General features: G+C 61.5%; 17 protein-coding genes. 6 read left to right on the plus strand and 11 right to left on the minus strand.

Annotated features, from left to right (window positions below; all coding sequences use genetic code 11):
- Positions 1 to 6 precede the first annotated feature (6 nt).
- Together EZI54_RS01975 and EZI54_RS01980 are read right to left on the minus strand one after the other, a co-directional pair.
- Positions 7 to 465 (minus strand): thioesterase domain-containing protein, encoded by a 459-nt coding sequence (locus EZI54_RS01975; protein WP_131478501.1) that lies wholly within the window; start codon positions 463 to 465, stop codon positions 7 to 9.
- Positions 466 to 612: 147 nt separating this feature from the next.
- The gene (locus tag EZI54_RS01980; RefSeq protein WP_131478502.1) at positions 613 to 2,280 is read right to left on the minus strand and encodes an AMP-binding protein; all 1,668 of its coding nucleotides are present in this window, start codon (positions 2,278 to 2,280) and stop codon (positions 613 to 615) included.
- Between the two features lie 324 nt (positions 2,281 to 2,604).
- On the opposite strand from EZI54_RS01980, the gene EZI54_RS01985 reads away from it, so the two are divergent.
- From EZI54_RS01985 to EZI54_RS02000, 4 genes are all read left to right on the plus strand, one after another.
- Entirely contained in the window at positions 2,605 to 2,973 is a 369-nt protein-coding gene (locus EZI54_RS01985; RefSeq protein ID WP_131478503.1) for a hypothetical protein, read from the plus strand.
- A gap of 215 nt (positions 2,974 to 3,188) precedes the next feature.
- Entirely contained in the window at positions 3,189 to 4,154 is a 966-nt protein-coding gene (locus tag EZI54_RS01990; RefSeq protein WP_131478504.1) for an ABC transporter substrate-binding protein, read from the plus strand.
- Positions 4,155 to 4,176: 22 nt separating this feature from the next.
- On the plus strand, positions 4,177 to 5,073 hold the full coding sequence (locus EZI54_RS01995; protein ID WP_131478505.1) for an ABC transporter permease: 897 nt from the start codon (positions 4,177 to 4,179) through the stop codon (positions 5,071 to 5,073).
- Between the two features lie 3 nt (positions 5,074 to 5,076).
- Positions 5,077 to 5,871, plus strand: a complete 795-nt coding sequence (locus EZI54_RS02000) for an ABC transporter ATP-binding protein (RefSeq protein WP_131478506.1) — start codon at positions 5,077 to 5,079, stop codon at positions 5,869 to 5,871.
- Between the two features lie 361 nt (positions 5,872 to 6,232).
- Here the strand turns inward: EZI54_RS02000 and EZI54_RS02005 are convergent, their stop codons facing one another.
- Complete coding sequence (locus EZI54_RS02005) at positions 6,233 to 7,045, minus strand: DUF6160 family protein (RefSeq protein ID WP_131478508.1); 813 nt, start codon at positions 7,043 to 7,045, stop codon at positions 6,233 to 6,235.
- Positions 7,046 to 7,634: 589 nt separating this feature from the next.
- Here EZI54_RS02005 and EZI54_RS02010 point away from each other — a divergent pair.
- Positions 7,635 to 9,776: an adenosylcobalamin-dependent ribonucleoside-diphosphate reductase gene (locus tag EZI54_RS02010; RefSeq protein ID WP_131478510.1), complete on the plus strand. Its 2,142-nt coding sequence runs from the start codon at positions 7,635 to 7,637 to the stop codon at positions 9,774 to 9,776.
- Between the two features lie 31 nt (positions 9,777 to 9,807).
- Positions 9,808 to 10,500 (plus strand): TSCPD domain-containing protein, encoded by a 693-nt coding sequence (locus EZI54_RS02015; protein WP_131478512.1) that lies wholly within the window; start codon positions 9,808 to 9,810, stop codon positions 10,498 to 10,500.
- Between the two features lie 102 nt (positions 10,501 to 10,602).
- Here the strand turns inward: EZI54_RS02015 and murB are convergent, their stop codons facing one another.
- From murB to EZI54_RS02055, 8 genes are all read right to left on the minus strand, one after another.
- Complete coding sequence (murB, locus tag EZI54_RS02020) at positions 10,603 to 11,661, minus strand: UDP-N-acetylmuramate dehydrogenase (protein WP_131478514.1); 1,059 nt, start codon at positions 11,659 to 11,661, stop codon at positions 10,603 to 10,605.
- The gene (locus EZI54_RS02025) at positions 11,658 to 12,131 is read right to left on the minus strand and encodes a low molecular weight protein-tyrosine-phosphatase (protein ID WP_131478516.1); all 474 of its coding nucleotides are present in this window, start codon (positions 12,129 to 12,131) and stop codon (positions 11,658 to 11,660) included. The genes murB and EZI54_RS02025 overlap by 4 nt, the downstream gene beginning before the upstream one ends.
- Positions 12,124 to 12,921: a 3-deoxy-manno-octulosonate cytidylyltransferase gene (gene kdsB / locus EZI54_RS02030; protein ID WP_131478518.1), complete on the minus strand. Its 798-nt coding sequence runs from the start codon at positions 12,919 to 12,921 to the stop codon at positions 12,124 to 12,126. The genes EZI54_RS02025 and kdsB overlap by 8 nt, the downstream gene beginning before the upstream one ends.
- A gap of 73 nt (positions 12,922 to 12,994) precedes the next feature.
- Positions 12,995 to 13,183, minus strand: coding sequence for a Trm112 family protein (locus EZI54_RS02035; protein ID WP_131478520.1), 189 nt, complete (start codon positions 13,181 to 13,183; stop codon positions 12,995 to 12,997).
- A gap of 18 nt (positions 13,184 to 13,201) precedes the next feature.
- Complete coding sequence (gene lpxK / locus EZI54_RS02040; protein ID WP_131478522.1) at positions 13,202 to 14,197, minus strand: tetraacyldisaccharide 4'-kinase; 996 nt, start codon at positions 14,195 to 14,197, stop codon at positions 13,202 to 13,204.
- Positions 14,198 to 14,202: 5 nt separating this feature from the next.
- Positions 14,203 to 15,951: a lipid A export permease/ATP-binding protein MsbA gene (msbA, locus tag EZI54_RS02045; protein ID WP_131478524.1), complete on the minus strand. Its 1,749-nt coding sequence runs from the start codon at positions 15,949 to 15,951 to the stop codon at positions 14,203 to 14,205.
- 66 nt (positions 15,952 to 16,017) lie between these two features.
- The gene (locus EZI54_RS02050; RefSeq protein ID WP_131478526.1) at positions 16,018 to 16,440 is read right to left on the minus strand and encodes an ExbD/TolR family protein; all 423 of its coding nucleotides are present in this window, start codon (positions 16,438 to 16,440) and stop codon (positions 16,018 to 16,020) included.
- A gap of 5 nt (positions 16,441 to 16,445) precedes the next feature.
- Entirely contained in the window at positions 16,446 to 17,078 is a 633-nt protein-coding gene (locus tag EZI54_RS02055) for a MotA/TolQ/ExbB proton channel family protein (protein WP_131478528.1), read from the minus strand.
- Positions 17,079 to 17,089 lie beyond the last annotated feature (11 nt).

The raw sequence follows: 17,089 nt of genomic DNA on the forward strand, positions 1-17,089 counted from the left end.
GGGAGGCTAATCCCGCACCACCACAAAACGGCCGCTGAACGTGGCCGCCGGAAAGTTGGTGCGGCCTTCCGCCACGAAAACCGTAGCCTCCAGCACAACCCGCCCCTTACCCCGGCGTTCGATGCTGCGCTCGAACCGGGCCATGTCCTCCGCTGAAGGCAAGGCGCAGCGGGCGAAAAAGTCGCTGTTGACGGGCAGGCCATAATCGATGGCGCCCGACTGGATGACGACGTTGCCCTTCAGGCCACGATCCTCCAGCCAGAGCTCCAGCAGCGACCAGGCCCCGACAACGGCCACCGCATAGACGCTGCCACCGAATCCCGTACCCTGATGGTTGTGGTTGAGCGCCAGCGGGGCTTTCACCGTAATCTGGTCACCCGTGTAATCGGCCACCGTGACACCAAGTGCCCGGGTGAGCGGGATGTGTTCGTTGATGCGGGTCTGCAGCCGGTCAAGCTGGGTCATGGGACGCCTCCTTATAATGGCAGTCTATGCCGGACCGGCGCCAGGACCCAATTCGACTAAAGGATGCACAGGAGAACACGGAGTCGGAAGGAAAAGTCCGGCCTGCGCCGACGCGTCCGTGCACGCGCCGGGCAGGCCTGAAGCCAATTACTGCCAGATAACCGCCTGCTTCTCGTTATACCAGTGGTCCGCCATCTCCTTATAGGCGTCCTCGACCACATTGCGCTTGAGCTTGAGGGTCGGCGTCAGGAAGTCGTTCTCGATGCTCCACCCATCCCGCACGACGGCCATGAACTTCAGTTGCTCGTGGGGATCCACGGCACCGTTCACTTCGCTCAGCAGCGTCTTGAAGCTTTGCTCCAGCTCCTTGCGGAAGGCCTCGTCGGCGGTTTTACGCTGCGCCTCTTCCGACAGCATAACCAGGCAATGCGGCTGCGGGTGGTTGGCGCCGGACACGCAGACCATCTCGATATCCGGGTGGCTCATGAGGCGGTTCTCGATCGGCGCCGGGGCCACATACTTGCCCTTGCTGGTCTTGAACATCTCCTTGATGCGACCGGTCAGGCGCAGGCGCCCGAGCTCGTCGATCTCGCCCTTGTCGCCGGTCCGCAGGTAACCGTCCTCAGTAAAGGTTTCCCGGGTCTTCTCGTCATCGCGGTAGTACCCCATCATCGTCGCCGGGCTCTTGACCTGGACTTCGCCCTCTTCGCTGATGCGCACATCGACACCGGGTAGCGGCTCTCCGACGTACCCGGTCCGCGCCCGGCCCGGCTTGGTCATGTGGGAATAGGCGAAGTTCTCGGACATGCCGTAACCTTCCAGCAACTCCAGCCCCAGCCCCCGGTACCACTCCAGAATGTCATGGGACAGCGGCGCCGAACCGCTACCGGCAAACTTCACGTGCTGCAGGCCCAGGTTCGTCAGGATCTTGCGCTTGACGATGCGGTTGAGCAGCGGGATGCGCAGCAATCGCGCCAGTTTCTCCTGGGGCATTTTCTGGAACACGCCATGCTGGAACTTGGTCCAGATTCTCGGCACGGCCAGGAACAGGGTCGGCTGGGCCCGTTTGAGGTCCTCGACAAAGGTATCCAGCGATTCCGCGAAATACAGGTGGAACCCGCGATACATGGATCCCAGCTCAACCACGAAACGCTCGAACACATGGGACAGCGGCAGGTAGGACAGCATCCGTTCGTTGGCCGTAATATCCAGCGCTTCCGTGCCACCGATCGAGGCATAACCGAGGTTTTCAAAACTCAGCATGACCCCCTTGGGTCGGCCGGTACTGCCGGAGGTGTAGACGATGGTGGCCAGCTCATGGGGGTCGCTTTCCACATTCTCCTTCATGGGCGGGTACTTGGCCACGATGTCGTCCCAGGTCTTGAAGTCGTTGGGCGGGCTCAGGGGATAGGACAGGCAGTGAACCCCATCCGGCACGCCGGCTTTCATGCTGTCCCAGTCATCCAGCTTTCCCACAAACAGCACCTCACAGCCACTGTGCTCGAGCACGTAGCGCACCGTTTCGGCATTCAGCGTCGGGTACAGGGGAACCGATACATGGCCGGCCATCCAGATCGCCCAATCGGACAGGATCCAATGGGCGCAATTCTTGGAAACAATGCCGATGCGGCTCTTCTCGGGCAGGTTGAGCGACTTGAGGTAGGATGCCATACGACGGGCCTCGCCAACGGCCCTGCGCCAGGTGAAATCAATCACGGTATCGCCGCCCATCGGCTGGGTCATATACACATCACCGGCCCGGGCCGTTTCCCAGTGGTAGACCCTATCAAGGGGAAGTTTATTCTTGGTGTCCATGGAGGTCCTTGTCTGATGTCGGTTGTTATTGATCTTTGCGCAGCCCGGCCAACACGGCTAGGATGCGCTGAAACCGGTCCAACGGAGCACCACGCTGCGCCCGCCGACACCGGTGGCCTTCGGGGCCTGTCCTGTCACGGGTTATTTCAACACAGCCCCTTTCGCCAGAATGTGACAGGTCTTCAACTAAATCACGATAGCGGCAGTCGCACACCGGCTCAAGCGCGCTTCGCCGGAAGGAATCCGGGAAACGTGATCCAGGCCCCGACAGCTCCCTGACAACATGAGCATAATGCGATGAAGACGAGAAACAGGAAGGAAATCATGTACGTCTGCATTGACTGCCGAAAGGGATTGATGGACCCGGTGTCGCGCCTTGACGAGCCGGATGCGGCCGACCGTTACCAATGCAGCTACTGCGGCCACCGGGCAACCATACCGCCTCTGATGATCAGCGTGACCCAGATCCTGTCCTGCATCCTGGGACTCGGCTTTACGCTCTACCTGCTGCTCCAGCACGTTGGCAGAACCCTGAAGGCCTTCCAGTTGGGCCTGCACGGCGACATGACTTCCGACGTGCTACTCTCTGCCCTCGCCCTGCTTTTTACCGCGAGCTTCGGCTACACCATCCTGCGCGCCGGTCACAACCTGCGGACCCAGTTTCGCTACCGGCACGTCCGTCCATCTTCGTGAGGGCGTGCACTGCGGCTACCCCGTAGAGAGTAACCCTTACATTCTGTGGTAAAATCCGGCGTTTTTCTGCGGCCCAGCGATTTATCCCGGGCAATGAAATAATGAAGAGCCGCTGATTCGGCGGGGCCATCCATCATGGCTCACGCGGCCCCGCCAGCTGATTTCCGCTTCAGACGGCTCACCAACAACCACCAGAGGATCGGGAGTATCACTGCATGAATCGTTCTATCCTGAGAGTTGTGCTTTCCGCGTTGGCGCTGCTTGTGGCCGGCGCCCTGCATGCCGACCCACGTGTCGTCGCCGTGACGCAGATCGTCGAACACCCGGCCCTGGATGCCGTCTACCAGGGCGTCAAGGATGAGCTCACGGCGGAAGGCTACGCCGAGGGGAGCGACGTCAGCTATATGCATGAAAGCGCGCAGGCCAACACCGCTGTCGCGGCCCAGATCGCCCGCAAGTTCGTGGGCGACCAGCCGGACGTGATCGTGGCCATTGCCACCCCGTCCGCCCAGACCGTGGCCGCAGCAGCCCGTGACATCCCTGTCGTATTCTCTGCGGTAACCGACCCGGTAAGCGCCCGCCTGGTCAAGAGCCTGGATCATCCTGGCGGCAACATCACCGGTGTCAGCGACATGCTGCCGCTCGACAAACACCTGGACATGGTCCAGCGGGTCGTGCCGGATGCCAAGACCATCGGCACCGTCTATAACCCGGGCGAGGCCAACGCCGTGGCACTGGTCAACGACCTGGAAGAACGCCTCAAGGCCCGCGGCCTGACCCTGGTCAAAGCCGCAGCCACCAAGACCTCCGAAGTACTCGGCGCCGCCCGGTCACTGGTGGGCAAGGCCGACGCCATCTACCTCACCACGGACAATACCGTGATCTCCGCCGCCGAAGCGGTCATCTCCGTAGGCGAGCGCGCCAAGATCCCTGTCTTTGCCGCGGATACCGCCACTGTTTCCCGCGGTGCCGTCGCCGCCCTGGGCTTCGATTACTACGATGTCGGCCGTCAGACCGGCAAAATCGTGGGGCGCATCCTCAAGGGCGAGAAACCGGGTGACATTCCGGTCGGCGGCGTCGAGGACCTGTCGCTGTATGTTAATCCGGGCGCCGCCAAGCGCATGGGTATCGAGCTGGCGCCGGACGTGATCGCGGACGCCGAGAAAGTCATCGAAAACTGATCCATAGTGCAGTAGGACCACCATGCTGAGCGAAATCGCCCTGTACGGGGCCTTTGAAACCGGGCTGATCTACGGCCTGGTTGCCTTCGGGATTTACCTGTCGTTTCGGGTACTCGACTTTCCCGACCTGACAGTCGACGGCAGCTTCCCCCTGGGAGCGGCCGTCTCAGCCGTCATGATCATCAACGGCTGGAATCCCTGGCTGGCCACCGGCGCGGCGATTATTGCGGGCATGGCCGCCGGCGCCGTCACGGCAACCCTCAACGTCCGGCTGAAGATCCTCAACCTGCTGGCTTCAATCCTGACCATGATCGCGCTGTACTCGGTCAACCTGCGCATCATGGGGCGCCCCAACATCGCCCTGCTGTCCGAGGAGACAGTACTGACCCCCTGGTATGACATGGGGCTGGCGTTCCATCAGGTACCGGTGGTGCTGTTCTTCATCGTTGCCGTCGTGGTACTGATCCTCCTCTGGCGCTTCATGGAATCCGAAACCGGCCTGGCCATGCGTGCCACCGGCGCCAATCCCCGCATGGCACGAGCCCAGGGGATCGCCACCGGCTGGATGATCATCCTGGGTGTTGCCCTTTCCAACGGCCTGGTCGCCCTGGCCGGCTCCCTGTTTGCGCAGAGCCAGGGTGCCGCGGACGTGACCATGGGCGTTGGCGTGATTGTGGTGGGCCTCGCCTCACTGATCGGCGGTGAAGCCGTCCTCTCGCCGCGCTCGGTGCTGCGGGCCCTGCTGGCCTGCCTGATCGGCGCCATCCTCTATCGCCTGGCGATTGCCCTGGCGCTGAATGCGGAGTTCATCGGCCTGAAAACCCAGGACCTCAACCTGATTACCGCCGTGCTGGTGACCCTTGCCATCGTCCTGCCGGGTGCCCGCCATTCGGTGAAATCGTTCTTCGCCCGGAGCTGAGCCATGATTGCAGCACAAAACCTCAGACTCACATTCGGCAAGGGAACGCCGCTGGAGAATCCGGCGCTTTGCGGCCTCAGCCTGACCGTCAACCAGGGCGAGTTCGTGACGGTGATCGGCAGCAACGGGGCCGGTAAATCGACCTTCCTCAACGCCCTCTCCGGCGAAGTCCTGGTGGATAGCGGCGTCATCGAAGTGGACGGCGAAGATGTGACCAAGCTGCCCACCCACAAACGGGCCGGGCGCGTGTCGCGGGTGTTCCAGGACCCGCTGGCCGGCACCTGCGAGAACCTGACCATCGAGGAGAACATGGCCCTGGCCATCAAGCGCGGTATGCGCCGGGGCCTGGGCACGGCGGTCAAGACCCGCTACCGGGACCGTTTCCGGGAGGGGCTGGCGACGCTGAACCTGGGCCTGGAGAACCGCCTGGGCGACAAGATGGGGCTGTTGTCGGGAGGCCAGCGCCAGGCGGTCAGCCTGCTGATGGCCAGCCTGAACCCCTCCAGCATCCTGCTGCTGGACGAACACACCGCCGCGCTCGATCCACGGACCGCCGAATTCGTGCTTGATCTCACCAAACGCATTATCCGCGAACAGGAGAAGACGGCACTGATGGTCACCCACAGCATGAAGCAGGCGCTGGAAGTCGGCGACCGCACGGTCATGCTGCATCAGGGCCAGGTGGTGTTCGATATTGCCGGCCAGGATCGCGAGGGGCTGACCGTCAGCGATCTGCTGAAGCTGTTCGAGAAGCAGCGTGGTATTGAAGTCACCGACGACAGCCTGTTGCTGGGCTGAACGGGCCATTCTGGCGATGCAGCCCGATCGTTGTGTCGCCTGGGCGGGTAATCGCCGCCCTTTCCCGCCAGCTTTCCGGGGAGAACGCTGTTGATAGCTTGCTATCGGCGCCAAGCGGCATTGTGGCGTTTACACCCATTGTTCTGACAACCGGGAAGTGGCATGGCAACGAGCATCGCATGCTGCACAGGCTCTGCTGTTCGCTGACGTGCCGGAGCTGGCTGAAGACCGCCGCTGACGAGAACGGCTACACGCGACTGGAGAACATCAGCCAGCGCTATTACCGGTAGCGCACGGCCGGCAACGGGAAAGACAGGGAAGAAGGGCCGCGACTTCAAGCCGCGGCCCTCCCGGACAGTAATCAGTGCCCGTAGACGCGCAGGGACGTGTTGGAGATCGCCAGGTTATCCAGGGCAATCGATCCGATCGAGGTACCCCCGACCAGGACCCCACCGATGGATACATCGGAACGGAATTCCCGCAGATCGATGGCGAGCGCACTCTGACCGTCTGCGCGGGTGCCGTGATACACGTCCATCTCGACTCCGGCAAACACGTCCAGGGGCTGCGGCGCCACCGGATCGTACTCATCGCCGGTCAGACGCAGGTCACGGACCCCAACCGCCAGGAAGGGAGCGTCGAAATCCATATCGTCGATGGCAATGTCCGTCTTGAAGTTGAGGATATCGGTTGCGGTATCCACCCGTATCGTTGCGGAACCGATCAGTGCATCCATATGGAAGTTATCCAGGATGGTTGTACTGTCGGTCGCACCCCGCAATTCCCATTGGCCGGTACTCATTCGGAAGTCCACCGCACCGAAGGTATTCGGCAGGATGTTGATGACCGCATCGCCGTCTCCCAGCACATCAATGTTGATCCTGATGTTGTCCAGCAGGTCGCTGGCCGGTTGGCTGGTCATGTTGGTGCCGATTTCCGGGAACAGGTTGGTACGGTTGGTCCCCCCGATTTCAATATCGCTGATCGCCAGGGTTCCCTCATCGGTATAGCGGAATTCGTCGATATTGACCTTGGTTTCGAGCTCAATGGACACACCGGACTGACCGGTCACATTGCCCATCTCGCTCTCGTCGAGCGCTTGGATCTCCGCGAAGCTGGTCACTGGCGCAAAAGCCAGGCACAGGGCTAGCGGACTCAGTTTCAGGCCTTGCATTTTTATAGTCCCTTATTGCTTTTATGGGTGTTATGAAGCGATACAGCCTGTGGCTCTATGGCGACTCACAGATTCCCTCCATCATCCCACTTTAGCGACACGTCACTTGCGTCGACGTGCATGCGATCACATTTCCAACGTGACTGCGGCAAAAACCGCTCAAAAATCACCCAGGGCAGACACAACATGTTGTGGCGTGGCCAGGGACGGCGCGTAGACGGTCGATTGCCGTTCATCACCATTTTTCAAGACCGGTTAGATTGAAAATTATCGACCATCGACCAGCAATCGATAGTTTCCGCTTCCTTCACAGACCACAATATCCTGTTATACTTTTCACAAATCGACCGATATATTGGGTTTATTTCGTACAACCCAGCCGACGACAACGGTAAGTATCAAGCGCAGGTCCACCGTCGAAACACCGTTCAGACCGGCAATAGCGCGCCGGCTTCGGTGTCGCAGTACGACAGGCACGCAAACACCAGATGTAGTGTTTCTTATTGATCCGGGCCATAGCGTGCCCGGCAACAGGGGTCGGGCTTGCAGGAGCCTGGATCAAGGAATAATCGGAGCTTTGAGGGCGGCAATGAACGCGAAAGTACAGGAACTCATGACAACCATTCCCATGCAGGATGCCTCGCTGGACATCTGGAACAGCAAATACCAGTTGAAAACCAAGAGTGGTGATCCGGTTGACCAGACCATCGAGGACACCTATTCGCGTGTTGCCCGTGCCCTCGCCCAGGTGGAGACCAGCAAGGCCAAACGCGAGAAGTACTTCAAGGAGTTCGTCTGGGCTCTCCAGAACGGCGCTATCCCGGCTGGCCGCATCACCTCCAATGCCGGCGCCGAAGCTCACAAGCCGGCAACCTCGACGATCAACTGCACCGTGTCCGGCACCATCGACGACTCGATGAACGACATCCTGGAGAAGAACCACGAAGCCGGCCTGACCCTGAAAGCCGGTTGCGGCATCGGATACGAGTTCTCCACCCTGCGGCCCAAAGGCGCCTACGTTGCCGGTGCCGGCGCGACGACGTCCGGTCCGCTGTCCTTCATGGACATCTTCGACCGCATGTGCTTTACCGTGTCCTCGGCCGGCGGCCGGCGCGGTGCCCAGATGGCGACCTTCGATGTGCACCACCCGGATGTGATCGACTTTATCCAGGCCAAGCGTGAAGACGGTCGTCTGCGCCAGTTCAACCTGTCGCTGCTGATCACCGAAGACTTCATCGAAGCGGTGAAGAACGGGGAAGACTGGCACCTCTCCTTCCCGGTCACCGAACAGGAAGCGGAATCCGAAGGGCTGGACCTGAACGACGCATCCAGCTTCGTATACCGTGATTTCCCGGTCCAGGAAGGTTACGTCTGCAACGACGAAGGCAAAGTGGCCTGCCGCATCTACAAGACCGTGAAAGCCCAGTTCATCTGGGACAGCATCATGACGTCCACCTACGACTACGCCGAGCCGGGGTTCATCCTGATCGACAAGGTCAACCAGATGAACAACAACTGGTTCTGCGAGGACATCCGCGCGACCAACCCTTGCGGCGAGCAGCCCCTGCCGCCCTACGGCAGCTGCCTGCTGGGCTCGGTCAACCTGACCAAGTTCGTCGACTATCCGTTTACGGAGAAAGCCAGCTTCAACTACGAGAAGTACCGCCAGGTCGTCGGCATCTTCACCCGCATGCTCGACAATGTGGTGGAAATCAACGGCCTGCCGCTGGAAGAACAGCGTCATGAGATCCGTTACAAGCGCCGCCATGGCATGGGCATCCTGGGCCTGGGCTCCACCCTGGCGATGCTGCGCATGCCGTACGGTTCCGAAGAGTCTGTCGCGTTCACTGAAAACGTCGTGCGCGAGATGGCCGTCGAGGGCTGGCGCCAGTCCCTGTCGCTGGCCGAGGAAAAGGGCCCGGCTCCGATCATGAACGACGAGTTCGAGGTGACCGGCAAGATGCTGGCCAAGTGCCCGCAGCTGAGCGAGGATGGCATCAAGGAAGGCGACAGGGTGCCGGGCCGCGTCCTGCATGCCAAGTACAGCCGCTACATGCAGCGTATTGGCGAGGTGGAACCGGAACTGGTTGCCAAGCTGACGGAGAAAGGCGGTCGCTTCACGCACCACACGTCCATCGCGCCGACCGGCACCATCAGCCTGTCACTGGCCAACAACGCTAGTAACGGGATTGAGCCGAGCTTCTCGCACCATTACGCGCGCAACGTGATCCGGGAAGGCCGCAAGACCAAAGAGAAGGTCGACGTTTTCTCGTACGAACTGCTGGCCTACCGCCACCTGGTCAATGCGAAGGCCATGCCCTTCTCCGACGACCCGGAAGCCAAGCTGCCGGATTATTTCACCACGTCCGACGACGTGACGCCCAAACAGCATGTGGATATCCAGGGAGCTGCCCAGAAGTGGGTCGACTCGTCGATCTCCAAGACGGCGAACGTCCCGACCGACTTCCCGTATCCGGACTTCAAGGACATCTACATGTACGCCTACGAGAAGGGTCTGAAGGGCTGCACCACGTTCCGCTTCAACCCGGAGGCCTTCCAGGGCGTCCTGGTCAAACAGAAGGATCTGGAGAGTACGCTGTATGAATTTACCCTGGACGACGGTTCCAAGGTCAGCCTGAAAGGGCACGAAGAGGTCGAGTACGACGGCGAGATCCACACCGCCGCGAACCTGTTCGACGCCCTGAAAGAAGGCACTTACGGCAAGTACTGAACCGTCACCACAGCACACAGGACATAGAAAGATGACCGTCAAGATCGACAAGAAAATCGTTGGCTACCGGGTCACCAAGGCTGACGACACCCCCAAGACCGACGTGCCGGAGAACAAGGAACCGGCACCGATCAAGATGAACGAGAACATCGAGCGGCCGGATTTCCTGCTGGGAACCACCTACAAGATCAAACCGCCGATCGCCGAGCACGCGATGTACATCACCATCAATGACATCCTGCTCAACGAAGGGACGGATCACGAGAGCCGTCAGCCGTATGAAGTGTTCATCAACTCCAAGTCGATGGAGCACTTCCAGTGGGTCATCGCCCTGACCCGCGTTATCTCGGCGGTGTTCCGCAAGGGTGGCGACGTCACCTTCCTGGTCGAGGAACTGCGCTCCGTGTATGACCCGAACGGCGGCTACTTCAAGAAAGGCGGCGTCTTCATGCCGTCACTGGTTGCCGAAATCGGCGCCGTCATCGAGCGTCACATGAAGGCCATCGGCCTGATTGAAAGCGAGGAAATCGGCGAGGTCGCCAAGCGTGTCCTGGCCGAAAAGCGCGCGGAGTTCGAGTCCCGCCAGTCCGAGTCCACCAACGACGGGGACAGCAACGACTACCCGGCCAACGCGACCCTGTGCGGCAAGTGCAACACCAAGGCGGTGATCGTCATGGACGGCTGTGCCACCTGCCTGTCCTGCGGCGACAGCAAGTGCGGCTGACCTGAACCGGGACAGACGCCGGAAACCAAAAAAGCCACCTGATCGGGTGGCTTTTTTATGCGTGACAGGAAGCATATCCCGTCCAGGACCGTATACCAGCGCCTAGCTGAAGCGGAATTCCTCCCTGAGGGCGAGCGGAAAAATCCGCGGTTCCACCTCCAGCGTGACGCCGAAGCGGGCCTGGACATCGTCACGAATCCGGGCGGCGAGGGACAGCAGTTCCGCGCCCTGCCCGTCGCCATGATGGACCAGTACCAGCGCCTGACGGTTATGCACGCCGACATGGGATTCCCGATACCCTTTCCAGCCGCAGGCATCGATCAGCCAGCCCGCTGCCAGCTTGGCGCTGCTCTCCCCCACATAGGCAACCAGTTCCGGAAACCGGGTCTTTAACGCGTCGTACTGCTCCATACCCACCACCGGGTTCTTGAAGAAGCTTCCCACGTTGGGCAGGAAATCCGGATCGGGCAGCTTCCGGCAGCGCACCCGGATAACGGCCTGCGCCACATCCTCGGCGGTCAGGTTCTCAATGTCCTCGTCGGCAAAGTACTCTTGGAGGTCGCGGTACCCCAGGTTGAGCGGGGCCGTCCTGGACAGCTGCAGACGAATGCGCAGGATAACGAAGCGCTCGGGATGACGCTTGAATACACTGTCCCGGTAGCCGAATTCGCAGTCCTCCGCCATCAGACGCCGGACTTCTCCGGTGTCACGGTCCCAGGCTTCCACATCCAGCAATGTGGCCGACAACTCAACCCCGTAAGCACCAATATTCTGAATCGGAGCCGCGCCCACGGTACCGGGGATCAGGGCCAGGTTTTCCAGCCCCCGATAGCCGGATTTCACGGTGTACATTACCGTTTCGTGCCAGTTCTCGCCGGCCCCTACCTCGAGTACCGCCATGTCGCCGCTTACCGCACTCCAGCATCGACCGGTGATACCCACCCGAATCACCAGCCCGTCAAAGTCTCCGGCCAGGATGACGTTACTGCCGCCCCCCAGCACCAGCACCGACAGCTTTCGCTCGTCAGCCCAGTCCAACGCGGCCTGCAGCGAAGTCACGTCCGTGACGCGCACAAACCAGGCGGCCCGTGCCGGCAGCCGCAGCGTATTGAGCGCCTGCAGGGAAACGTCTGCCGTCGGTTCGATCACCCGGCCGTTCAAAGCCGGTGCTCCCGGATATGATCCAGCAGGCCGTCGCAGGCCGACTCAATCAGATCCAGCACCCGCTCGAAGCCATCGCCATAGTACGGATCCGGCACCTCGTCCACCGGACTGTCCGGCGCATAGGCCAGGAACAGCTCAGGCCGGGTCCGGCCCCCGGGATTGAGGTCGCTGGAGCGCACCAGATTGTCCTGGTCCATCACCAGGACGTAGTCGAACGCATCCAGATCGCCGGGCCGGAGCAGCCGGGCCCGCAACGGGGACAGGTCGTAGCCGCGGCGGGCGCCGGCTTCCGTCGCCCGGGGATCCGGTGGATCGCCGATATGCCAGCCGCCGGTGCCGCAGGAATCAACCACAATCCGGTCCTCCAGCCCCGCCTCCTCGATCCGCTTCAGGAAAATGGCATGCGCGGTCGGTGAGCGACAGATATTGCCCATGCAGACAAACAGCACGCGAACCGGCTCAGGCATCCTGCTCCACCTCCAGCAGCCCGTCGGCAAAGACCTTGCGCATGCGTTCGAGATCTTCCGGCGTATCGACGCCACCTGCCGGCCGCTCGCTGGCGATGTCCACATGGATCCGCGCCCCATTCTCAAGGGCCCGCAACTGCTCCAGGGACTCGGCCTGCTCGAGCGGCGACGGCGACCAGCTGACGAAATCGTGCAGCAGCTTCACCCGATAGCCATAGATGCCGATATGCCTCAGGTACTGGATGCCCTGGGGCACGCCCTCCCCAGCCACCGACGACAGATGCTGCCAGGCCTCCCTGGCCCAGGGAATCGGTGCCCGGCTGAAATACAGGGCAAAACCGTCATGCCCCCGGACCACCTTGACCACATTGGGATTCAGCACCAGGTCGGTTCGCTCTATGGGCTCGCACAATGTGGCTATGGAGGCGTCCGGATGGCGGTCCAGGTTGGCCGCCACCTGGTTGATCAGCGCCGACGGGATCAGGGGTTCATCGCCCTGAACGTTGACGATACGCTCCTCGGGACCCAGTCCCAGTGTCCGCGCCACCTCTTCCAGGCGATCGGTACCCGAGGCATGGTCGGCGGCTGTCATCACCACTTCCGCGCCGAAACCCTCGGCGGCGGATGCGATCCGGTCGTCGTCGGTGGCCACGATGACCCGGGCCGCCCCGCTCTCACAGGCGCGGTTGTAGACGTGTTCGATCATGGTTTGCCCGCCGATTTCCAGGAGCGGCTTGCCCGGCAGGCGGGTGGATGCATAGCGTGCGGGAATCACTACGGTAAATGACATGGTCGTACCTGACTCTTCGCTGTATCCGGAGTGGCATGCCGGGCAGCAGACCCGGCGGCAATTCAGACGACGGTCAGCGCTTTTCCAGGCGCTCGTCGGTTGTCAGGGTGCGTGCTTCACTCGCCAGCATGACCGGTATGCCCTCACGCACCGGAAAAGCCATACCGTCGGGACGGCAGATCAACTCGTCCCGGGCCTCATTGAGCGCCAGCTCACCCTTGCAGACAGGGCATGCCAGCATGGCAATCAGTTTCTTGTCCATGGTTCCATCTCTCAGGTTTCAGGCTGGCGTCCTGGTCAGTTCCGCCAGCCGCATATCCAGCATAGTCCAGAATGTCCCCGGCAGGCTGGCGCGGATCTCCAACGCCCAGCAATCACCGTCGGCCAGGAACCGGCACTTTACCGCATCCTTGGCGGTCATGATCAGGGGTTGGCCGGCAGGTCGCTCCAGGTCGCCCTGTTGGATCTCATGATGATCCGGCAAGGCCCTGGCCGATACTTCGGCCCCCAGTTGTCGGAGCGTGCGGAAAAACCGCTCGGGGTTACCGATCCCGGCGATGGCACTCACGGTTCGTCCGGACAGCCACGCAACCGGTTGCCGCTCCCCGGAAACCACGTTCGCGAGCCCGACGGGCTCAAGCTGCATCACCGCCGTATGCCGGTGGTCGATATTCGCAATGCCCCGGCCATTGAATACCACCGCGTCGACCGCTCCCAGGCGGGAAGCGTCCTCGCGCAGCGGACCCACCGGAATCGGAGCCCCGTTGCCCAAGCCGCGCTCGCCATCAAAGACGGCAATCTCGATATCCCGGCCCAGAGCGTAATGCTGCATGCCATCATCGCACACCAGCACATCCGCCAGACCCTCATCGTACGCCCAGATCGCGCCCCTGGCACGCATCGGGTCCACAATCACCGGCACCTGCGCCTGATCGGCCAGCATGCGCGGCTCGTCACCGCAGATATTGGCGGGGGTATCGTTGCGAACCCGCAGTGGGTAATGATCGGCCTTACCGCCGTATCCCCGGCTGACGATGGCCGGACGCCAGCCACTTGCCTTGAGGTGCTCGACGATCGCCAGGGTTAACGGGGACTTGCCGGTACCGCCGGCGGTTATGTTGCCCGCCACGATCACCGGCACCGGCGGCCGTGTTGCCACCCGGCGACCGCCCAGGAACGCCTGACGCCGGCGGCGCGTGATAAACCGGTACAGCCAGGCCAACGGCCACAGCGGCCACAGCGGCCGGCCGGAACCGTACCAGAGGCGATCCACCATGGCCGTTAGCCTGCCTCGCTGAAGTTGGTCTGGTGCAGTTGGGCGTAGATACCGCCCTGCCCCAACAGGTCCTCGTGGCGACCGGCTTCGACAATCTGGCCGCCATCCATCACCAGGATACGGTCGGCCTTCTCGATGGTCGACAGGCGATGGGCGATCACCAGGGTGGTGCGACCTTTCATGACCAGGTCCAGCGCGTCCTGTATGTGCCGCTCCGACTCGGTGTCCAGCGCTGAGGTGGCTTCGTCCAGGATCAGGATCGGGGCATCCTTGAGCAGTGCCCGGGCAATCGCCAGGCGCTGTCGCTGCCCGCCAGACAGCATCACCCCGTTGTCGCCGATCAGCGTATCCATGCCTTTCGGCATGCGGTCGATGAATTCCAGGGCATGGGCCTTGGCCGCCGCTTCGCGGATTTCCTCGCGGGAATACTCGCGCAGGGCGCCATAGGCGATATTGGCTGCAATGGTGTCGTTGAAGAGCACCACGTTCTGCGTGACCAGGGCGATCTGTCGGCGCAGGGCCGCCAGCGTGTATTCCGGCAGGGCCACCCCGTCAATCAGCACCTCGCCGTCGGTGTAGTCGTAGAAACGGGGCAACAGGCTGACCAGCGTGGATTTGCCGCTGCCCGAGCGGCCAACCAGCGCCACACTCTGGCCCTGCGGGATCTCCAGGTCGATACCCTTGAGGACATCGTCCAGTTGATCACGGTAATGGAAACGCACCTGTCTGAAGCTGATGTTGCCCTTTACCCGTTCCGGGGCAAACGTCCCCGAGTCCTCTTCCGGCGCCTCATCGATGGTCTCGAAGACATCGTGCGCCGCGGCAACGCCCTTCTGGATCTTGGCATGCACGGAGGTCACCTGACGGATCGGCTTCGCCATGGTGGTCGCCGCCGTAATAAAGGCCACCAACTGTCCGGTGGTCATCCCGCCACGGATTTCCGGCGCCAGCATCACCCACACCAGGGCGGCAATGGACAACGCCACCAGGATCTGGATGACCGGTACGCTGATCGCCTGGGTGGAAGCCATCTTCAGGCTCTGGGTCAGGTTACGGCCGCTGACCTCATGGAAGCGGTCCCGCTCGTATTGCTCACCACCGAAGATCCGCACCACGCGGTAACCGCTGATCGTCTCCGAGGACACATGGGTGATATCGCCCATGGAGCCCTGGATGCGCCGGCTGAGCTTGCGAAAGCGCTTGCTGGCGTAGCTGACGACAAACCCGATCACCGGCCCCAAGGCCAGGAAGATCAGCGTCAGCTTCCAGTTCGTGTACAGCATGAAGCCCATCAGGCCGACGATCGTGAGCCCTTCACGCAGCGTGATGGTCACCGCATTGGTGGTGGCGTCGGCAACCTGTTCGACATTGAAGGTGAGCTTCGATACCAGATGGCCACTGGAGTGGTCGTCATAGAAACGGGAAGGCAAACGCAGCAGGCGGTCAAACACCTGGTTTCTCAGGGCATTGACCACGTGACGTCCGACATAGTTGATGAAGTACTGCCCCAGGAAGGTACCCAGCCCCCGCATGGCGAACACGCCAACGATCATTCCGGTCAGCATCAGCCGGTTCTGGTCGGTGGGGTTTTCGATCGCCTTGATGACGTATTCCATCGCCGCGGCCATGCCCGTCGAGGCAGCGGCGTAGATGATATTGCCCACCACAGCGAGCAGGAACGCCAGCCAGAAAGGCCTGACGTAAGACAGCAGACGCCTGTAGGTCTGCCAGTTGGTCGCGGACTCCGCACTCATAATTCCGTTCCGGTCGATGATCGGTCGGTTACTGCGCCTGCCCCGAAGCCACCGGGGCAGGTTCGGTCAGTCACCCTCGGATTCGCGCTGGGTGGTGATACTGAGTTTGACGAAACCCAGCCGGCCGGCAACATCCATCGCCCGCACCACATACTCATGCGGTGTCTGTGCGTCCGCGGTAATGATATACGGCAGTTGGGTATTGCCACCGGACACATCCTGCACGGCTTTCTGCAGCGTCGCCCGCTGATTGTTGACCAGCGGCCGGTCGTTGACCGAGTACTGGCCTTCCGCCGTAATCACCACATCCACCTGCTTCGCCTGCGCTTCGGACACATCGCCTTTCGCTTCGGGCAAATCCACCTTGAGGTGACTTTCCCGAGTGAAGGTGGTCGAGACCATGAAGAAAATCAACAGCAGGAAAACCACATCGATCAGCGGGGTAAGATCGACGCTGACTTCCTGACTTCTCTGGCGCTTGAACTTCACGGCGCTCAGGCTCCCTCTGCGTCTACATCGATTTCACGATCGCCGTGAACCACTTCGACCAGCTTGATGGCTTCCTGCTCCATGCTGACAACGAGCTCGTCAACGCGCCGGATGAAATAGCGATGGCAGATCAGCGCCGGGATAGCGACGCTGAGGCCCGCCGCTGTCGTCATCAGGGCTTCGGAAATACCACCGGCCAGGTTGCCCGCATTGCCGACGCCGGCCAGCTGAATCTCGGCGAATACCTTGATCATACCGATGACGGTACCGAGCAGGCCCAGCAGCGGAGTAATGGTGGCCACGGTACCCAGCGGATTGAGGAAACGTTCAAGTTCATGGATGACCTGACTGGCCTCCTGCTCGATGCTCTCCTTCATGATCTCCCGGCCATGCTTGGCGTTCATCAGCCCCCCGGCCAGGACACGACCCAACGGCGAGGAAGACTGCAGAGCCTTGATCTTGCGGGCATTCAGGTCCTTTTTCTTGATCCAGCGCCACAGCTCGTTGATCGTGCTTTCCGGCGCCACGCGGGACACCCGCAGTGACCAGAAACGTTCGAGGATGATAGCCAGGGCGAGGATCGAACACGCAATGATCGGCACCATGATGATGCCACCCGCCTTTAGAAGCTCTAACACGCTTTGTCTCC

The sequence above is a fragment of the Marinobacter halodurans genome (assembly GCF_004327985.1).
Classification (GTDB): domain Bacteria; phylum Pseudomonadota; class Gammaproteobacteria; order Pseudomonadales; family Oleiphilaceae; genus Marinobacter_A; species Marinobacter_A halodurans.

What these genes read in the sequence shown, in the direction of transcription:
- EZI54_RS01995 (WP_131478505.1), top strand. Translation starts at nt 4,177, where the DNA reads ATGCTGAGCGAAATCGCCCTGTACGGGGCCTTTGAAACCGGGCTGATC.
- EZI54_RS02010 (WP_131478510.1), top strand. Translation starts at nt 7,635, where the DNA reads ATGAACGCGAAAGTACAGGAACTCATGACAACCATTCCCATGCAGGAT.
- EZI54_RS01980 (WP_131478502.1), bottom strand. Translation starts at nt 2,280, where the DNA reads ATGGACACCAAGAATAAACTTCCCCTTGATAGGGTCTACCACTGGGAA.
- EZI54_RS02000 (WP_131478506.1), top strand. Translation starts at nt 5,077, where the DNA reads ATGATTGCAGCACAAAACCTCAGACTCACATTCGGCAAGGGAACGCCG.
- EZI54_RS02035 (WP_131478520.1), bottom strand. Translation starts at nt 13,183, where the DNA reads ATGGACAAGAAACTGATTGCCATGCTGGCATGCCCTGTCTGCAAGGGT.
- lpxK (WP_131478522.1), bottom strand. Translation starts at nt 14,197, where the DNA reads ATGGTGGATCGCCTCTGGTACGGTTCCGGCCGGCCGCTGTGGCCGCTG.
- EZI54_RS01975 (WP_131478501.1), bottom strand. Translation starts at nt 465, where the DNA reads ATGACCCAGCTTGACCGGCTGCAGACCCGCATCAACGAACACATCCCG.
- EZI54_RS01990 (WP_131478504.1), top strand. Translation starts at nt 3,189, where the DNA reads ATGAATCGTTCTATCCTGAGAGTTGTGCTTTCCGCGTTGGCGCTGCTT.
- EZI54_RS01985 (WP_131478503.1), top strand. Translation starts at nt 2,605, where the DNA reads ATGTACGTCTGCATTGACTGCCGAAAGGGATTGATGGACCCGGTGTCG.
- kdsB (WP_131478518.1), bottom strand. Translation starts at nt 12,921, where the DNA reads ATGTCATTTACCGTAGTGATTCCCGCACGCTATGCATCCACCCGCCTG.
- EZI54_RS02025 (WP_131478516.1), bottom strand. Translation starts at nt 12,131, where the DNA reads ATGCCTGAGCCGGTTCGCGTGCTGTTTGTCTGCATGGGCAATATCTGT.
- EZI54_RS02005 (WP_131478508.1), bottom strand. Translation starts at nt 7,045, where the DNA reads ATGCAAGGCCTGAAACTGAGTCCGCTAGCCCTGTGCCTGGCTTTTGCG.
- EZI54_RS02015 (WP_131478512.1), top strand. Translation starts at nt 9,808, where the DNA reads ATGACCGTCAAGATCGACAAGAAAATCGTTGGCTACCGGGTCACCAAG.
- msbA (WP_131478524.1), bottom strand. Translation starts at nt 15,951, where the DNA reads ATGAGTGCGGAGTCCGCGACCAACTGGCAGACCTACAGGCGTCTGCTG.